The sequence below is a fragment of the Anaerococcus sp. genome, assembly GCF_022770135.1.
GTDB lineage: Bacteria > Bacillota > Clostridia > Tissierellales > Peptoniphilaceae > Anaerococcus.
The window spans coordinates 1-16563 of record NZ_JALEIL010000079.1 but is presented as its reverse complement, the minus strand read 5'-3'; the positions used below and the strand labels follow the sequence as shown (position 1 = coordinate 16563).

The window sequence follows — 16563 nt, the reverse complement described above, 5'->3', positions numbered from 1 at the left end:
TCCTGTTATAAATGATCCTGATCTTTCAAGATTAATGAAAGAAAATATCAAGGATTATTTTGGAGATAATATAAAAAAGGATGTAAGGTGGTTTGCCTCAGAGTCCTTTGAGCTTTATGGAAAGCTTGCCCCAAGTCTTTTCGCCCTAGTGGGAATTGCCAATGACAAAAAGGGAAGTGGAGCCGAACACCACACTCCTGAATTTGACCTAGATGAAGATAGCCTTGATTATGGAATATTTGCTATGGTCAAGTTTGCTACAAGCTTTCTACCTAACAATTAATTTTATTTTTTTCCTGGTTTGGGTATAAATGATAGTGAGAGAGAATTAGGAGGATAAAATGACAATTCAAGTTAATCAAGAAGCAATAGACTTTACATTAAAAGATCAATTTAAAGAAGGTGTTAAACTAAGCGACTTGAAAGGAAAGAAGGTAATTCTTTCTTGGCATCCACTAGCATACACATCAGTTTGTACTGACCAAATGAGATCACTTGAGAGAAACTACGAAAGAATCCAAGAAAAGGGAGATACAGTAGTTATAGGACTTTCAGTAGATCCATTCCCTGCCAAGGCTAAATGGGCAGACATCCTAGACCTAAAAGATCTTAAGATAGTATCAGACTTCTTCCCATATGCAGAAGTAACCAAGGCTTATGGTCTCTTCAATGAAGAAAACGGCGCAAGCAAACGTGCTAATGTTATAATAGATGAAGAAGGAAAAGTTAAATGGGTTAAGGTCTATGGAGGAAGCGAACTTCCTGATATAGAAGAAGTAATAGACAATCTATAAACATTCAAATCTCGCCCTTATTGGCGGGATTTTTTATTTACCAAATTTTGTTAAAAAAATGATAATTAAAGATAATGCGAATCATTCTTGACAAATTATAAAAATGATGTTATCATAATCTTGTCAGGATAAGTCTACAGCTTAACAGAATGATTTATCTAAATAAAATATAATTAAGGAGACAAATATGAAAAAGAAAAATACTATAGCGCTAACAGCGATTCTTTCGTTTGGTTTAATCTTAGCAGCTTGTGGAAATGATGAGGCTAAAGATAAAGAAGCTAATAATAAGGCACAAGTAGAAGAGAAAGCTGATACTGAAACTAAAGATAAGACAAGAAAAGAAAATGATGCAGAAAAGAAGGAAGAAAATACTTCTGAGCAAAAGATGGATGAGGTTTCCCTATCTGATTGGGAAGGAAAGTGGAACTCAATGTCTGCTTATCTAGATAAAAACGAGGTCCAAGAAGCTTTTAAAGATTTAGCTAAGAAGGAAAACACAGATGAAGAAAGCGCCAAGAATGCCTATGTAGAAAAAAGACACTGCGATTTTAATGGTCTAGAGATTGAAGGAAATAAGGTTAAGTTCTACAATGAATTTCCTGATGAAGGCAAAGAGGTCACAGCAGAAGTTGAATATAAATATGTTGATAAACAAGAAGTGAAGCACGGAAATCACATGCTAGAATGGGATATATTTGAAGCAGTAAGCCCAGATGCTGAGTATAAGTACCTACTTATGATGCCAATCCACGGAGAGGAAAGTTTGACACATTTCCATATGAGATATGGTAATGATAAGGATGAACTATTAGGAGAAGAAAAATGGTTCCCAACATTTGTTAAGCCAAATACAACAGACCAACAAATCATGGATGAAATTACAGAATAGATTTTGTAAGTGGGACTATTGCAGAATGAATAAATCGTACTGTTATCGTTAGAAGAACCTCCACGGAAATTTTGCCTCCATCAGCCGGCAGGCACCACTAAAAATTACCTAAGAGAACCTTCTAACGATAGTACGATGATTATTCATAGTTTTGCAACAGCCCCTTTTCTTGTGAGGAGAATAATGAAGAAAATAAATAAATTAATATATCTACTGATTCTTGTTTTCACTCTGAGCTCTTGTAATAAAGCAGAAGAAGATAAGGATAAGCCATTAATCTATACATCCTTCTATCCGATTAATGACTTGACTAGTAAAATTGCTGGAGATACGGCAAATGTTAAATCCTTTATGCCTGAGGGTAAGGAAGCCCACTTATGGGAGCCTTCACCAAAGGATATGAAAAAGCTCGCCAAAGCAGACCTACTAGTCGTTAATGGAGCGAATATGGAGCCATGGCTTGAAAGTGTAAGAGAAAATCTTCCAAATTTAGAAATATTAAAATTGTCAGATTCGGTCGATCTAATCACCTATAAGGGCCAGGCTGCAGTCGGAGATTTCCAATATATGGCAAGACTCGACTTGACCGACAAAACTCAGAAGTTCGACTTTGCCCATACCCACGAGGATATGATGAGGGTAGCCTTTATAAAAGATACCGGACTAAGAGGAGAAGAGCTTGTAAAAAAGGCTAAGGAAGTAATGAATCAGAAAGGAAATCTAGTAGCCCAAAAATCTACCATTGAGGTAGAAGAGGGCAAGGTCTATGGTCTAGAGATGGGCCATGAGTCAGGAGAAATCTTCTACAAGATGCCTGAAGCAGGATCATGGATTTTCATATCAGATAGGATAAGTGAGGACCTTCTTCCATACTATTTGATGGATGAAAATGGAAATTTGCTAAAAGATGATGGCAGGGAAGAGTCCCTTATGGAAGGCTCATCATCAGGTTTCGATAAGATAAGCTACGATCCTCATTCCTGGCTTTCTATTGTAAATGCCAAAAAATATTTAAACGCTATTCAGGATAAATTGATAGAAAAATATCCTGAAAATGAAAAGATCTATAAGAAGAACAAATTAAAATATGTCGACCAACTTACAGATATCGACGCAGAATATAAGGAGAAATTTAAAGAACTTGATCAGAGAGAATTTCTCGTAATCCATTATGCCTACCAATATCTGGCAAGAGATTTCGATTTGATCCAATATCCTCTCCAAGGACTAACCAGCCTTGAAAGTCCAAGTCTGAAGACTATAAAAAAGGCGGTAGAGTTTGCTAATATTAAGGGAATAGACACCATATTTTATGAATACGGTAAAAATCCTAAGGAAGCAAAGGCCTTAGCCGAAGAACTACATGGAAAGACAATGCCTTTAGCATCGATGGAATTTGTGACTAAGGAGCAAGAAGAAGAGGGAATGGATTATATTGATCTAATGAGGATGAATCTTGAAAACTTATATAATTCTATGAAAGGAGGCACTGATGAAAGCAATAGAAATTAAGGATTTAAGCTTTGCTTATAGGAAAGAAAATGTAATCAAATCTTGCAATCTAGAAGTTGAATCTGGAGAGCTTGTATTAATAATAGGTGGAAATGGATCAGGAAAATCAACCCTTGTCAAACTTATGCTAGGAGAGCTAGAGCCTGATAAGGGAAGTATAAAGATTTTGGGTAAGGATATTGCAAAATATAAGTCCTATAAGAAAATTGGCTACGTTCCCCAAGTCAATGTCGTAAACAAAATCGCCTTTCCTATAACTTGTTTGGAGCTTGTGGCGCTCAATCTCTATGAAGATTTTGGCTTTATCAAAATCCCTAAGAAAGTCCACTATGACAAGGCAAGGGATATACTAATCAAAATGGGCATGGAGGACTTTATCAATACTCCGGTAAACGAACTATCTGGGGGTCTTGCCCAAAGAGCAATGATTGCCAAGGCTATGATAAATATGCCAGAACTTTTAATCTTAGACGAGCCAACTGCAGGTGTCGATAAGGAAAATAAGGAAATGTTCTTTAAGACACTAAAAAAACTACAGGAAGATTTGGGTATAACTATAGTCATGATTACCCACGAGCTTAAGGAAATGGAGGATATACAAATGACCAAGACCCAGTACAGGATGAATGAAGGGAGGTTGACTTTATGTTAGAATTTGCCTTTATGAGAAAGGCCCTGCTTTCGGGATTTCTCTTATCTATAATGATCCCTCTCATAGGGATTGTCATGGTCAATAGGAAAACTTCCATGATAGGTGATGCCTTATCCCATACGGCCCTTACAGGAGTGGCCATGGGACTAATATTAGGTTTTGATCCTCTCTTAGGATCAGCTATGGTATGTGTAATAGCTGCCTTCCTTATAGAATTTATTAGGAAAAAGCTCCCTCAATATGGGGATATGGCAACAGCCGTTATCATGAGTACAGGCCTAGGAATTGCAGCAATCCTTTCTGATTTCGCTCCGGGAGGTAATTCTTTTGAATCTTATCTATTCGGTTCAATTTCATCAGTTACAAGTGCAGATGTATTAAACACTAGCCTTATTTTTATCTTGGTTCTTGCCCTTTGCATAAGTAGATACTCAGCACTTTTGGCAATTTCTATAGATAATAATACAGCCAGGCTTGCAGGAGTTAAGGTAAAGATAATAGATATGATATTTACTTTCCTATCTGCTGTAACAATTGCCCTTGCGGTTAAAATTATAGGAGCCTTGATGGTTACAAGCCTAATAGTTCTTCCAGTAGCAACTAGTTTGATTATATCTAGATCTTATAAGCAAACTTTCTTTGTAACTATAATTCTTGGAATAATATATATGATGGCAGGAATTATTCTTTCCTTTCATTTCGATATCAAACCAGGAGGAGCCATTGTAGTAAATGCAGTTATTGGAATGTTAATCTTTGCCCTATATAAGAAAATGAGAAAAACTAGAGAATAAAGACATAACTAGCGGATTTATTTCTGCTAGTTTTTATTTGTAAAAGAAATTATGGGTATAAATAGGATAAGGATTAGACTTAATATAAGGAGAATTAAATGACTGATTTAGATAAAATTATAGAAAGACAAAGAGAATACTTCTATGGAGGCTTCACCAAGACAGAAGACTTCAGAAGGAAAAAACTTGAAAGGCTAAGAGATTTGATAGATTTATGCGAAGAAAATATTCTCCACGCCCTGGACATGGACTTAGGTAAGGCGAACTTTGAAGCCTATGTAAGTGAAATCTCCTTTGCCAAGGAAGAGATAAAATTCGCCATAGATAATCTAAGTGACTGGATGAAGCCAGTTAGGGAAAAGACTCCTCTTACTGCCATGCCTGCCAAATCTTACAGCTTGTATGAGCCTTTGGGAGTAACTCTTATCATCGCTCCATGGAACTATCCTTTCCTTTTGGCAATCGATCCTCTGATAGGGGCCATTGCTTCAGGAAATACTGTAATTCTTAAGACATCTTCAAAGACCAAGGAGACATCTAGGCTTATCAGATCTATGATAAATGATTATTTCGAGGAAGAATTTATCTATGTTGTAGATAATGACGAAGTTAGCCATGAAGAACTTCTCGAAGGAAAGTACGACCATATCTTCTATACTGGAGGTAAGAGTGTCGGCAAGCATATTATGAAAAAGGCTAGCGAAAACCTCACAAAAGTTACCCTAGAACTCGGTGGAAAAAGTCCTTGTATAGTTGATAGAACAGCAGATCTCGATAATGCTGCTAGATCCATCATGTGGGGTAAGACCTTAAATGCTGGACAGACTTGTGTAGCACCAGACTATATCCTAGTTGATTTAGCTGTTAAAGAAAAGTTTATAGGAAAATTAAAGGAAGGTATGATAGATTTTTATGGCCTAGACCCACTTGCTAGTAAGGATTACGGAAGAATAATTAACGAAGACCATCTCGATAGACTTCTAGGACTTATCGAAGGAGAAGATATAATAGCTGGAGGGATTTACGATAGGGAAAATCTCAAGCTCATGCCTACAATTGTAGATGGAGTGGACTTTGATAGTAAGCTTATGGAAGATGAGATATTTGGTCCAATTATTCCTATCTTGACCTACGATGATATAAACCCAATCCTATACAAGATTAAAACCATGCCAAAGCCTCTTGCCTTCTATCTTTTCTCAGAAGATGAGAGACTTATAGAAAAGATTATGTATAACATGGAGTTCGGTAATGGCTGCGTTAATGATTGTATAATTGAGATTGCAAGTCCTTATCTAGAATTTGGTGGAGTAGGGGAAAGCGGTATGGGAGGATATCACGGCTACAATAGCTTTGTGAATTTCTCCAACAAAAAAAGCATAATGGAGACTCCATCAAGTATGAAGCCAAACATAAAATATCCACCTTATGAAGATGGGAAATTAAACTTTGTTAAAAAAGTGCTTTAATTACAATAACGGGAGATAATATAAGCCCATTAGTCTTTTGCAAAGGAAACAAATATTTCTTAGAATACTTCTAATATGAGATATTTATCTTAATAAAATTTTTGAATGAAAAAACCAGGCCCATAAAAAGGTCTGGTTAATTTAATTATTTATTTTTGCTATCCATATCAGCCTTGATAGCCTTAGCAAGTTCTGCGATTTGGTCAACTTGTTCCATTTTTACACCAGAGTTGATCTTTACATCTTCTCCTACATAGTCAAGTTTGGCTGTTGATAGAATTTCCTTAGAAATCTCTAGACTTCTTCCGCCCCAAGACCAGTTGTTTAGGAAGGATACAGATTTATTAGTAAAGCCTGTTCCAACAAGCTCTCTGAGGAAGGCATCCATCTTGTAATATAGTCCTGAGTTGTAGTTGATTGGTGCAAATACTGAGTGAGAGAATCTGTGGCAGTCGCTAATTGGATAAGAAACATCCCAGTCAGCAACGTCATAGATCTTGATGTTTTCTACACCGAGCTCTGCAAGCTTAACTGCAAGGATATCGGCTGCTTCTTCGGTATCTCCATACATTGATGCATAAACAATAACTACACCGTCTTCTTCTGCTGTGAAGGTTGACCAGTGGTTGTACTTGTCCATGATGAAGTTGATTGATTCTTCATCCTTGTATACTGGTCCGTGAAGAGGAAGGATGGCATTTATTGGAAGTCCATCGATTTTCTTGAAGGCGTTTTGAACCATCTTGCCAAACTTACCTACTATATTAATGTAGTATCTTCTAGCTTGTTCTAGCCAGTCTCCCTTGTGGATGACTTTGGCTGCATCGATATTTCCTTCGATTACGTTAAAGGCACCAAAAGCATCTGCTGAGAAGAGGAGACCTTCTGTTGTTTCGTAAGTCATCATAACTTCTGGCCAGTGAACCATAGGTGTGAAGACAAATTTAAGATTTCTCTTACCAAGATTTAGCTCATCTCCATCTTTAACCTCGTAGTATCTGTCCTTAAACTCGTCATTGTAAAATTGCTCATAGAACTTAAAGGTCTTTGCATTACCAACAAGCTTAGCATTTGGCCATTCTCTCATACAAAAATCAATGTTTCTGCAGTGGTCTGGCTCCATGTGCTCGATTACTATATAGTCGAGGTCTTCTCCGTCAAGACTTGCCTTGATATTGTCTATATATCTTCTAGTGAAGGCAGCGTCAACAGAGTCCATCAAAACATTTTTCTCATCCTTGATAACGTATGAATTGTAGCAAACGCCGTTTGTTAACTCAAACATATTTTCGAATCTGTCAATTCTTCTATCGTTAACTCCAACCCAATAGATATTATCTAGTACTTCAATAATATTATGCATTCTAACTCCTTTGATAATTTATTGTTAATTAAATTATACCAGATATTTAAGAAAAATAAATTATATATAAATGATTATTATTACCAGTGATAATCTAAAAAAAATTAATTTTTATATTTTGATAAGAAAGTATGTTAGAAATAAATTATTTGGGTATATATATTATGAAAACAATTACATGAGTTTTTCTAGTGCATATAAATTATTTGTAAGAATTAGAGAGTAGACAATCCGAGGATTATGAAAATTATGAAATCCTTAAAGTAATTAGCACTAACATAGGACAAATGTAATTTATTATGAATTTTAAAGGAGATATAATGGGATACAATTTACCAAAAGATTTAGAAGAATTTAGAAAAGTAGTTAGAGATTTTGCTGAAGAAAAGATTAGACCAATTGCTTTTCACTTAGACCAAACTAAAGAATTTCCAAAAGAAATAGTAAAACAAATGGGCGAGATGGGACTAATGGGTATACCATTTCCAGAAGAATACGGTGGAGCAGGCCTAACTAACCAACACTACGCTATAGCTGTAGAGGAGCTTTCTAGAGTAGACGGTGGTGTAGGAGTAATTTGCTCAGCCCACACATCACTTGGTACATGGGGACTTAATGAATTCGGTACAGAAGAACAAAAGGAAAAATATCTAAGACCTCTTCTAACAGGTAAGTCAATAGGTGGATTCGGACTTACAGAAGAAAACGCAGGATCAGACTCTGCTGGAACAGAAACCACAGCTGTTCTAAAGGGAGATCACTATGTATTAAATGGTAAGAAGATATTCATTACAAACGCTCCAGAAGCACAAACTTACCTAGTAACAGCGGTTACAACACCTGGTAAGGGTAACCATGGTATATCAATGTTTATCGTAGACAAGGACTTCGAAGGATTTACCTTCTCTGAGCCATATGATAAGCTAGGTATCAGATCGTCAGTTACTGCAGAGCTTCACTTTAAGGATGTTAAGGTTCCAAAAGAAAACCTCCTAGGTGAAGAAGGTAAGGGCTTCAAGTACGCTATGATGATTCTAGATGGTGGTAGAATTGGTATTGCTTCCCAAGCTCTAGGTATAGCTCAAGGTGCTTATGAATCTGCCAAAGAATACGGACTTGCTCGTGAACAATTTGGTGAAGCAATCGCAAGAATGCAACACAACTCATTTATCTTAGCAGATATGGCGACAGAACTTAAGGCAGCAAGACTATTAATCTACGATGCAGCTAAGAAGAAAGACGCTCACGTACCTTACGGTAAGGATGCTGCAATGGCTAAGCTATATGCATCTGATATGGCAGAGAAACTTACAAGCAAGGCCCTACAACTTTACGGTGGATCTGGATTTATCAAGGGAGTAGATGTAGAAAGATACTACAGAGACTCTAAAATTACACAAATCTATGAAGGAACAAACGAAATAATGAGACTAGTAATCTCAGGATACATCCTTCCAAGACCAGCCAAAAAGGATAAGAAGAAAGAAGCTCCAAAGAAAAAACAATCCCAAGTAGGAGATAGAAAACTAGAAATCTTCAAGGGAGACGAGAAAGAAGCTGCTAAGAAATTAGTAGAAGCCCTAAAGGCTGACGGATTCACATTCGATAAGAAAGACGTGGACCTAGAAGGAGCAATCGAAGAAGCAGACTCAGTAGTAGCTGCTGGTATGGGAATTGGTGAAGAACAAAACCTAGAAATGATCAAAGAACTTGCCAAAGAAACTGGATCAGTACTTTCATCATCAAGACCAGCTTCCCAAGTTAGGGGATACGTTCCAACAAATAGATTTATCGGTCTATCAGGTAAGAAATTTGCTGGTAAACTATACATCGGTGTAGGTATCTCAGGAGCTATGCAACACTTAAGAGGAATTCCAGAAGCTGGAACAATAGTTGTAATCAACAACGACGAAAGTGCAGCATTCTTCGACAACTGTGACTACGGTATTGTAGGAGACTTCCACAAGGTAGTACCAGCCCTAATAGAAGAAATCAAAAACGCATAAGAGAAATTAAAAGGAGGCCGCAAGGCCTCTTTTCTGTGCAAATTTTTATCATTTTCAGTTTAAAAAATACTTGTTAGAAAAATATTTTGTAAATTAGAGATTTTCAGCTATAAATTCCTTTAAGGCTTCTATCAAATCATCAGAAGTCTTGTAGATTCTTGGCTTATCGAAGGCATTTCCGTCCTTATCTACATAGGCAAGGCCTGTAATAAGTTTGTTGATATAGAGAAAGTCGTTTTGGAAGACGTCTTTTTTGATCTCTCTTAGTTTGTCATCCCTATCATTTCCAGTAAGCCTAATATCTGTATAAAGTTCAAATATTGGTATTCCTCTCTCGAAAGCTATGCCCATCTCGCCTGCAAGACCAAGATCCTTAGTATCCATTAGGGCTATAAGTAGGTCGCTTTCTTTAAGTCTCTTATAATCAGCTAGTAAAATATCTGCCCCACTTGCAAAGCCTGCAGACTTATCGTTTATTTCTAAATTATCTGCTGGGTTGTAGAGGTCGATTTTTTCCTTAAATTCATTTTCCAAAGCATCTTGGACCTTTTTTGCTTGAAGTCTTTGGCCTTCTGTAAACAAGTCACATCCTAAATATATTTTCATAATTTCGCCTCGCTTTAATTATATCAGATAAAAAAATTTACTAAAACACCTTTATCAAATATAATAGAAGAAGAGGTACTTATGAAGAAAAATATTAAAATACTAGCGACAAACTTTGACCTTGAATTAGGTCAAGTAGATAAAAATTTAGACAAAATTAAAAATATAGTTAAAAATGCAGAAAAAGAAGGCGTAAATATTATATCCTTCCCAGAACTCAGCCTAACGGGAGCTTCTTTGTATGATTTCTACAAGGAAGACCTTCTAATAAAAAGGGTAGAAGAAGCAATACTAGATCTTCTTGACTTTTCCAAGTCTTATGATTTGCTAATAAGCATGGGAGCTCCTTTAAGAAGTGAAGGAAAGATTTATAATACTGTAATCTTCATTAAAAGTGGAGAAATCCTAACAAGCTTTGTCAAAGAAGAATTAAAAGACTACGAGAAGATGATATTTTCTACAGAAACTCCAAACTATTTCACTCTCGGATCTTACGATCTCCCTGCAGATATCATATCTCCAGTTGAAGTTGGTGGACTTAAAATCGGTGTGGCCATAGGGGAAGATGAGAAGTTAAATAGTCCAAGTTCGCTTTTCTTTAAGGAGAAGGGAGCAGACATAATCCTAAACCCAAACGCCTATGAGAAACAAGTCTTGTCTAAAGAGCAGACTCTAGAAGATATAAAGTTCCTATCCAAAAACACAGTTTACGTATCTACTGGAAGTGGCTTAGGCGAATCAAGCACGGATACAGTATTTCAAGGACTTAATCTTATAGCAGATAACGGAGAGATTATCTCTGTTAAGGAAAATGAGGGAGTTTATTATACCAAGACCTTTGATCTAGATGAAAATAGCCCAAACTCTTTTACTAATTTTACAAATGAAAAGATAAGGGTAGACAAGTTCCCATATCTTCCAAAAAAGGAAGATGAAGATATCTTTGTAAGAGATGTCTTGGAAATCGCAGCCTCCGCTCTTCTTACTAGGATGAGGAAAATAGGGGTAGAGGATACCTTTATAGGAGTATCTGGAGGCCTTGATTCTACCATGGCTCTTTTATTCCTAGACTACGCTTATGAAAAGGCGGGAATATCCAAGGAGAAAATCCACGCCTACACCATGCCAGCCTTTGCTACAAGCAAGAGAACTAAGTCAAACGCCAATCTTCTTTGTGAAGCTTTGGGAATTAAGCTTACCGAGATTGATATATCAGAAGCTGTGAAGGTCCACCTAGCTGATATCGGCCACGACCTAGAAAGCCAAGATACAGCCTATGAAAATGCCCAAGCTAGAGAAAGGACCCAAGTTCTCCTAGACCTAGCCAATATGTACGGGGGAATTGTGATTGGAACTGGGGACTTATCTGAATGCATGCAGGGATTTGCGACCTTTAACGGGGACCATATCAGTAACTACGCCCTAAATTCTACCTTGACTAAGACCCACCTTCGCTTTATTGTAGGTCATATTGCTGAAAATACTGAGATAAAAGGACTGGGAGATGTACTAAAGGATATAATCGACACACCAATCTCTCCGGAACTTAAGAGTGTAGATAAGGGTACTATTAGCCAAAAAACAGAAGACATAATAGGCCCTTATGAGCTAATCGACTTTTTCATCTACCATCATCTAAAATATCACAGGAGGCCAAGAGAAATCTATGATCTAGCAAAACTTGCCTTTGGGGATGATTATGAGGATGAGATAATTAAAAAATGGCTTGTTTCATATTTCAAGAGATTTAGTGCGTCACAATTTAAGAGGGCAACTGCTGTAGATGGACCAAATATCACAGGTCTTTCAACTTCTCCAAGACTTGGATATAAGATAGCATCCGATATGGCAAGTGGCTTATACTTGGATGATTTAAATGAATAAGAGAAAATTGGGACTAGGACTTTTGGGAGCAGGTCTTGGCCTAGGCTATTATATCAATAGACAATGTTTCTACGCCGAGGAAAAAAGAGTGACCCTATACTCGAAAAAGGCAAAAAGTCCTATCAGGATTACACAGATATCAGACTTTCACTCTAACGTCCTTGCCAACCTAGGAGAAGTTCTTAGAAATATTAATGACTTCGACCCTCACTTTATTATCCTTACAGGAGATATAATAGATTATGGGACTGAAAGAAAGATAGAAAGGTCAGTATTTTTCCTAAGGCATCTTATGAGTCTAGGATATCCTACCTACTATATAAGTGGCAACCACGAGGAAGCAGGTCCCAATCTAGATGTATTTGCAAGTAAGATAAAAAAGCTAGGTATTGTATATTTATTTAATGACCAAAGATCTTTCTATGTAGGGGAAAATAAAATAAATCTCTACGGTCTGGGCCACTATGCAAGATTTTACGAAAAATATAAGCCCGAGGAGGATGCTATCAATATCATCCTAAGCCATCTATCAAGGGATGTAAGGGCAGAGGGTACAAGGGACTTTGACTTTATCTTCTCGGGTCACACCCATGGTGGACAAGTGAGACTTCCTCTAATTGGAGCTCTCATAAGTCCCGGCGAGGGCTTTCTTCCAGACTATGATTCGGGAGAATTTCCCTATAAAAATGGTATAATATATGTCGATAGTGGGCTAGGAAATACCTTCCTGCCATTGAGATTCCTAAACCCAATAGGGTTTTCCAATATCACTATCGCAAATGGGTCTGTAGTTTAGTGGTAAAACAAGGGTGTCCGAAGCCAAAGATGGGGGTTCGATTCCCTCCAGGCCTGCCATTTTAGTTCGCTTCGTCGAGCTTTTTTCTTTTGGATATAAATTGCTAATTACAATCTGTACCTTAATGAATAGCTGTAAAACATTGCTAAATTTTCATTAAAGTATATAATAATACAATAGAAAACATTAGAAAATAGAAAAGAGGTTCTTATGAGACTTGGAGTTAGAGATAAGATTTGGATAACAGGATCTCACGGTAGACTCGGTTCTACCATCTACAGATACCTTGATCCAATCGATGCAGAAATAGTTGCAACAGACAAAAACGAAGTCGATATTACAAATCAAAAGGAAGTTTCCACCTTCATAGAAAGACTTAGACCAACCATAATTGTAAATGCGTCAGGTCTAACTAAGAAGAATGAATGTGAGAAAAATCCAGACGAGGCATATCTTTTAAACGCAATCGGCGCTAAAAACATAGCCATAGCAGCCAACCGTCACCAGACCAAAATCGTCCAACTTTCGACAGGAGATGTCTTCGATGGTAATACAATAAATCCCTTCAAGGAAATAGATACGCCAAGACCTAATACAGTCTATGGCAAGAGTAAGTTTTTGGGAGAAGAATTCGTAAGGAATTTCTCAAACTACTACTTTATAATCAGAGTATCTAGACTATATTCTAGGGAAAATGCCTTTGTAGAAAACATAATTGATCAAGCCAAAAAGGGAAAAGTTGTGATGCCAAAAGCTAGGATATCATCACCAACACCAGCCTTCGAGCTAAGTAAGTTCCTAATAGAATTAATCAAAACAAGTAACTTCGGTACCTATCACGCTTCATGTGAGGGCTACTGCTCCCACAAGGAATTTGCCCAAGAAGTAATGAACTATATGGGACTAGAAGCGGAAATCGAGGAAGTAATTGATGAAAGTAAAGTTGACATGGTACCAAGCTTTAGAGGAATTAGAAATTACTACCTAGATATAACAGGTGGATATAAGTTTAACGACTGGAAATCCGCTTTGCACGAATACATTGACAAGGAGGGACTGAATGGAAAAAAATAAGAAAAAGAAACTAGGACTCTCCCAACAAATATTTATAGCCTTAATTGCAGGACTTGTAGTTGGAATACTAATTCACTACTTCATGCCAGCAGGCCACTTCCGTGATGATGTACTAGTTGAAGGAATATTTTACACCATAGGGCAAATTTTTATCAGACTTATGCAAATGCTAGTAGTTCCACTAGTATTCTTCTCTATAGCAGACGGCTGTAGAAACTTAGGAGATACAGAAACTCTGGGTAAGGTTGGAGTAAGAATTGTAGTATTTTATATTTGCACTACTGCCCTTGCAATCTTCCTATCTCTAGTACTAGCAAATATCATTAACCCAGGTAAGGGAATGAATATGAGTCTGGGAGCTAATGAGTTTGAAGTAGACGGAGGAGAAGAATTCTCCCTATCAAAAACAATCCTAAACTTCGTGCCAACCAACCCAATTGGCGCCCTAGCTAATGGAGAAATGATACAAATTATTATATTTGCAGTAATAGTAGGTCTACTAATAGCTTCTATGGAAGATAGACTAATCACTTTGGGAAATGTCGTAACAGAAATGAACGATCTAATGATGGGAATGACTATGTGGGTAATGAAACTTGCCCCAATTGGAGTATTCTTTCTCATATCAAGGACCTTTGCATCCCTTGGCTATGACGTAATCATCTCTATGCTATCATATATGGCGACAGTACTAGGTGGACTTCTCGTACAACTAATCCTTGTCTACATGGTCTTACTTACAGTCTTTACCAGAGTCAATCCAATAAACTTCCTAAAGAAGTTTGCTCCAGTTATGACCTTCGCCTTTTCCACTGCATCAAGTAACGCCACAGTTCCAGTAAATATCAAAACCCTAGAAGAAATGGGAGTAGATAGAAAAATATCATCATTTACCATCCCCCTAGGAGCAACCATCAACATGGACGGAACTGCAATCATGCAGGGAGTTGCGGTAGTATTTATTGCGAACGCCTATAATATTGACCTAACAGCAGCAGACTTTGCTACAGTAATACTTACAGCAACAATAGCATCAGTAGGTACAGCAGGAATCCCATCTGTCGGACTAATCACCCTATCCATGGTACTTCAATCAGTAGGCCTTCCAGTAGAAGGAATCGCCATGATCATGGGAATAGACAGAATCCTAGACATGGCAAGATCTGCCATAAACATATCAGGAGATGCTGCAGGAACAATAATAGTAGCAAACTCAGTAGGATCCTTTGATAAGGAAAAATATATTAGGAAAGTTGAAAAATAATAATGAATCGGCAAAGCTAATCAAAGCTTGCCGATTTTTTGTTGGGAAATAATATATTTAATCTATTATAAACTATAATAATCTAATTATAGATTATTATTTAGAAAGAACTAGTTTAACTTATAATATATATGGATTTTAAAATTTTTATTATTTTTCAATTGAGTAATATCAAAATATTTTCATAGGTCAAAGTCAAGAGAAATATTACTTAATTTTACATGGCTAGCTTATAATAAATAAATTTAATCATCACTCCTTTAAAGAAGTTATAACTTGTAAAGTCTATCTAAGAAAAATCCATACTTACATAAAATAGACTTTTTTAGAAATAATCTTACAAGCTCTATTTTTATTATTTTCTTTTCATCTGACACTCAGGACATACGCCTGTGAATTCGAAGTTGTGACCGTTTATTAGAAAGCCTGTTTCTTTTTCTATATTTTCTTCTAGTAAGTGGACTGGGCAGTTTTCTATGACGAACCTCTTTTTGCAAGACGTGCAGGTTATGAAGTGCTTGTGCTCATCGTTGTTTAGCTGATAGTAGCTAATGCTATCGACGTTGGTTGTCTTTAGTAGGATTTCTGCTTCTTCTAGTGTGTTTAGGTTTCTGTAGATTGTGGATAGGTCAAGTTTGGCCTTATCTTTTATTATTTCGTAAATTTCTTCGGCAGAAATTGGGTTTTCTTCCTTGGATATTGTTTCTAATATTAACTTTCTTTGTTTGGTAATTCTTAGGTCCTTGTCCTTAAGAATATCTTCTATTTTCAAATTCTCACCTCTTTTCCATTATACTTTCATTTGACAGATAAAGAAATAATAATATAATCATACATGCAAACTAATTGCAAAAAGAAAAGGAGTTTTAAATGAGAGTTAAAAATATAATTGCAGTTTTAGCCTTAAGTGCAGTTCTTGCTGCTTGTGGCAACAATGCCGAAAATGCAAAGACAGATTCTAATGATGCAAAAGAAGAAATGAGTGTAAAGGAAGATAGCAAAGAGGAAGCTAAGTCTAGTGAAGATAAAAAAGATTCAGATTCTCAAAAAGCAAATGAGGAGAATGTAATCTATGCTTCATTTTTCCCAATCTATAATCTTGCTAAGCAAATTGCAGGAGATAAGTTTGAGGTAAAATCTTTTACAAATCTTAAGACAGAAAGTCATGGATTTGAGCCTTCTGCCAAGGAAATTGCTGAACTATCTACTTCAAAGCTTATGTTCGTTAACGGTGCTGGCATGGAAGAGTGGGAAGATGCCGTAAAAAACACTGTAGATATTGATATAGTAAATACAAGTGAGGGAATAGATCTTATAAAGGCAAGCGAAGATGATCACGATCATGAAGACGCAGATCACGATCATGACCATGAAGATGCAGATCACGATCATGACCATGATCATGAAGATGACGAGGAAGGCCACGAACATCACCACCACCATGGCGAATTTGACCC

Annotated in this window: 15 protein-coding genes and 1 pseudogene; 13 read left to right on the top strand and 3 right to left on the bottom strand. The window is 36.8% G+C overall.

The features are described 5' to 3' along the window. The 7 genes and pseudogenes from MRZ08_RS03645 to MRZ08_RS03615 form a co-directional block, all read left to right on the top strand. Nucleotides 1–283 (top strand): annotated as a pseudogene (locus MRZ08_RS03645) (amidohydrolase); the annotation flags it as partial. A 58-nt stretch (nucleotides 284–341) separates the two neighbouring features. Next, nucleotides 342–794 (top strand): redoxin domain-containing protein, encoded by a 453-nt coding sequence (locus MRZ08_RS03640; protein WP_297379335.1) that lies wholly within the window; start codon nucleotides 342–344, stop codon nucleotides 792–794. 187 nt (nucleotides 795–981) lie between these two features. Further along, complete coding sequence (locus tag MRZ08_RS03635) at nucleotides 982–1686, top strand: ZinT/AdcA family metal-binding protein (protein ID WP_297379332.1); 705 nt, start codon at nucleotides 982–984, stop codon at nucleotides 1684–1686. Between the two features lie 183 nt (nucleotides 1687–1869). Then, entirely contained in the window at nucleotides 1870–3198 is a 1329-nt protein-coding gene (locus tag MRZ08_RS03630; RefSeq protein WP_297379330.1) for a zinc ABC transporter substrate-binding protein, read from the top strand. Next, complete coding sequence (locus tag MRZ08_RS03625) at nucleotides 3179–3850, top strand: ATP-binding cassette domain-containing protein (RefSeq protein ID WP_297379328.1); 672 nt, start codon at nucleotides 3179–3181, stop codon at nucleotides 3848–3850. Before MRZ08_RS03630 ends, MRZ08_RS03625 begins: the two co-directional genes overlap by 20 nt. Beyond that, nucleotides 3844–4644, top strand: coding sequence for a metal ABC transporter permease (locus MRZ08_RS03620; RefSeq protein WP_297379326.1), 801 nt, complete (start codon nucleotides 3844–3846; stop codon nucleotides 4642–4644). The genes MRZ08_RS03625 and MRZ08_RS03620 overlap by 7 nt, the downstream gene beginning before the upstream one ends. A gap of 98 nt (nucleotides 4645–4742) precedes the next feature. Next, complete coding sequence (locus tag MRZ08_RS03615) at nucleotides 4743–6113, top strand: aldehyde dehydrogenase family protein (protein WP_297379324.1); 1371 nt, start codon at nucleotides 4743–4745, stop codon at nucleotides 6111–6113. 145 nt (nucleotides 6114–6258) lie between these two features. Here MRZ08_RS03615 and MRZ08_RS03610 read toward each other — a convergent pair whose 3' ends face one another. Then, nucleotides 6259–7476 (bottom strand): FprA family A-type flavoprotein, encoded by a 1218-nt coding sequence (locus tag MRZ08_RS03610; RefSeq protein ID WP_297379322.1) that lies wholly within the window; start codon nucleotides 7474–7476, stop codon nucleotides 6259–6261. Between the two features lie 320 nt (nucleotides 7477–7796). Here MRZ08_RS03610 and MRZ08_RS03605 point away from each other — a divergent pair, with 320 nt between their 5' ends. Further along, nucleotides 7797–9482: an acyl-CoA dehydrogenase family protein gene (locus tag MRZ08_RS03605; protein WP_297379320.1), complete on the top strand. Its 1686-nt coding sequence runs from the start codon at nucleotides 7797–7799 to the stop codon at nucleotides 9480–9482. Between the two features lie 93 nt (nucleotides 9483–9575). On the opposite strand, the gene MRZ08_RS03600 is transcribed toward MRZ08_RS03605, so the two are convergent. Further along, entirely contained in the window at nucleotides 9576–10088 is a 513-nt protein-coding gene (locus MRZ08_RS03600; RefSeq protein ID WP_297379318.1) for a nucleoside 2-deoxyribosyltransferase, read from the bottom strand. 81 nt (nucleotides 10089–10169) lie between these two features. On the opposite strand from MRZ08_RS03600, the gene nadE reads away from it, so the two are divergent. From nadE to MRZ08_RS03580, 4 genes are all read left to right on the top strand, one after another. After that, nucleotides 10170–11972, top strand: coding sequence for an NAD(+) synthase (gene nadE, locus MRZ08_RS03595; RefSeq protein WP_297379316.1), 1803 nt, complete (start codon nucleotides 10170–10172; stop codon nucleotides 11970–11972). Further along, nucleotides 11965–12768: a metallophosphoesterase gene (locus MRZ08_RS03590; RefSeq protein ID WP_297379314.1), complete on the top strand. Its 804-nt coding sequence runs from the start codon at nucleotides 11965–11967 to the stop codon at nucleotides 12766–12768. The genes nadE and MRZ08_RS03590 overlap by 8 nt, the downstream gene beginning before the upstream one ends. Before the next feature lie 210 nt (nucleotides 12769–12978). After that, entirely contained in the window at nucleotides 12979–13842 is an 864-nt protein-coding gene (locus MRZ08_RS03585) for an NAD(P)-dependent oxidoreductase (RefSeq protein ID WP_297379312.1), read from the top strand. Then, nucleotides 13829–15106, top strand: a complete 1278-nt coding sequence (locus MRZ08_RS03580) for a dicarboxylate/amino acid:cation symporter (RefSeq protein WP_297379310.1) — start codon at nucleotides 13829–13831, stop codon at nucleotides 15104–15106. The genes MRZ08_RS03585 and MRZ08_RS03580 overlap by 14 nt, the downstream gene beginning before the upstream one ends. Before the next feature lie 355 nt (nucleotides 15107–15461). On the opposite strand, the gene MRZ08_RS03575 is transcribed toward MRZ08_RS03580, so the two are convergent. Then, on the bottom strand, nucleotides 15462–15878 hold the full coding sequence (locus MRZ08_RS03575) for a Fur family transcriptional regulator (protein ID WP_297379308.1): 417 nt from the start codon (nucleotides 15876–15878) through the stop codon (nucleotides 15462–15464). A 98-nt stretch (nucleotides 15879–15976) separates the two neighbouring features. On the opposite strand from MRZ08_RS03575, the gene MRZ08_RS03570 reads away from it, so the two are divergent. Continuing rightward, nucleotides 15977–16563 (top strand): zinc ABC transporter substrate-binding protein (locus MRZ08_RS03570; protein WP_297379306.1); only part of this gene is annotated, 587 nt, incomplete at its 3' end.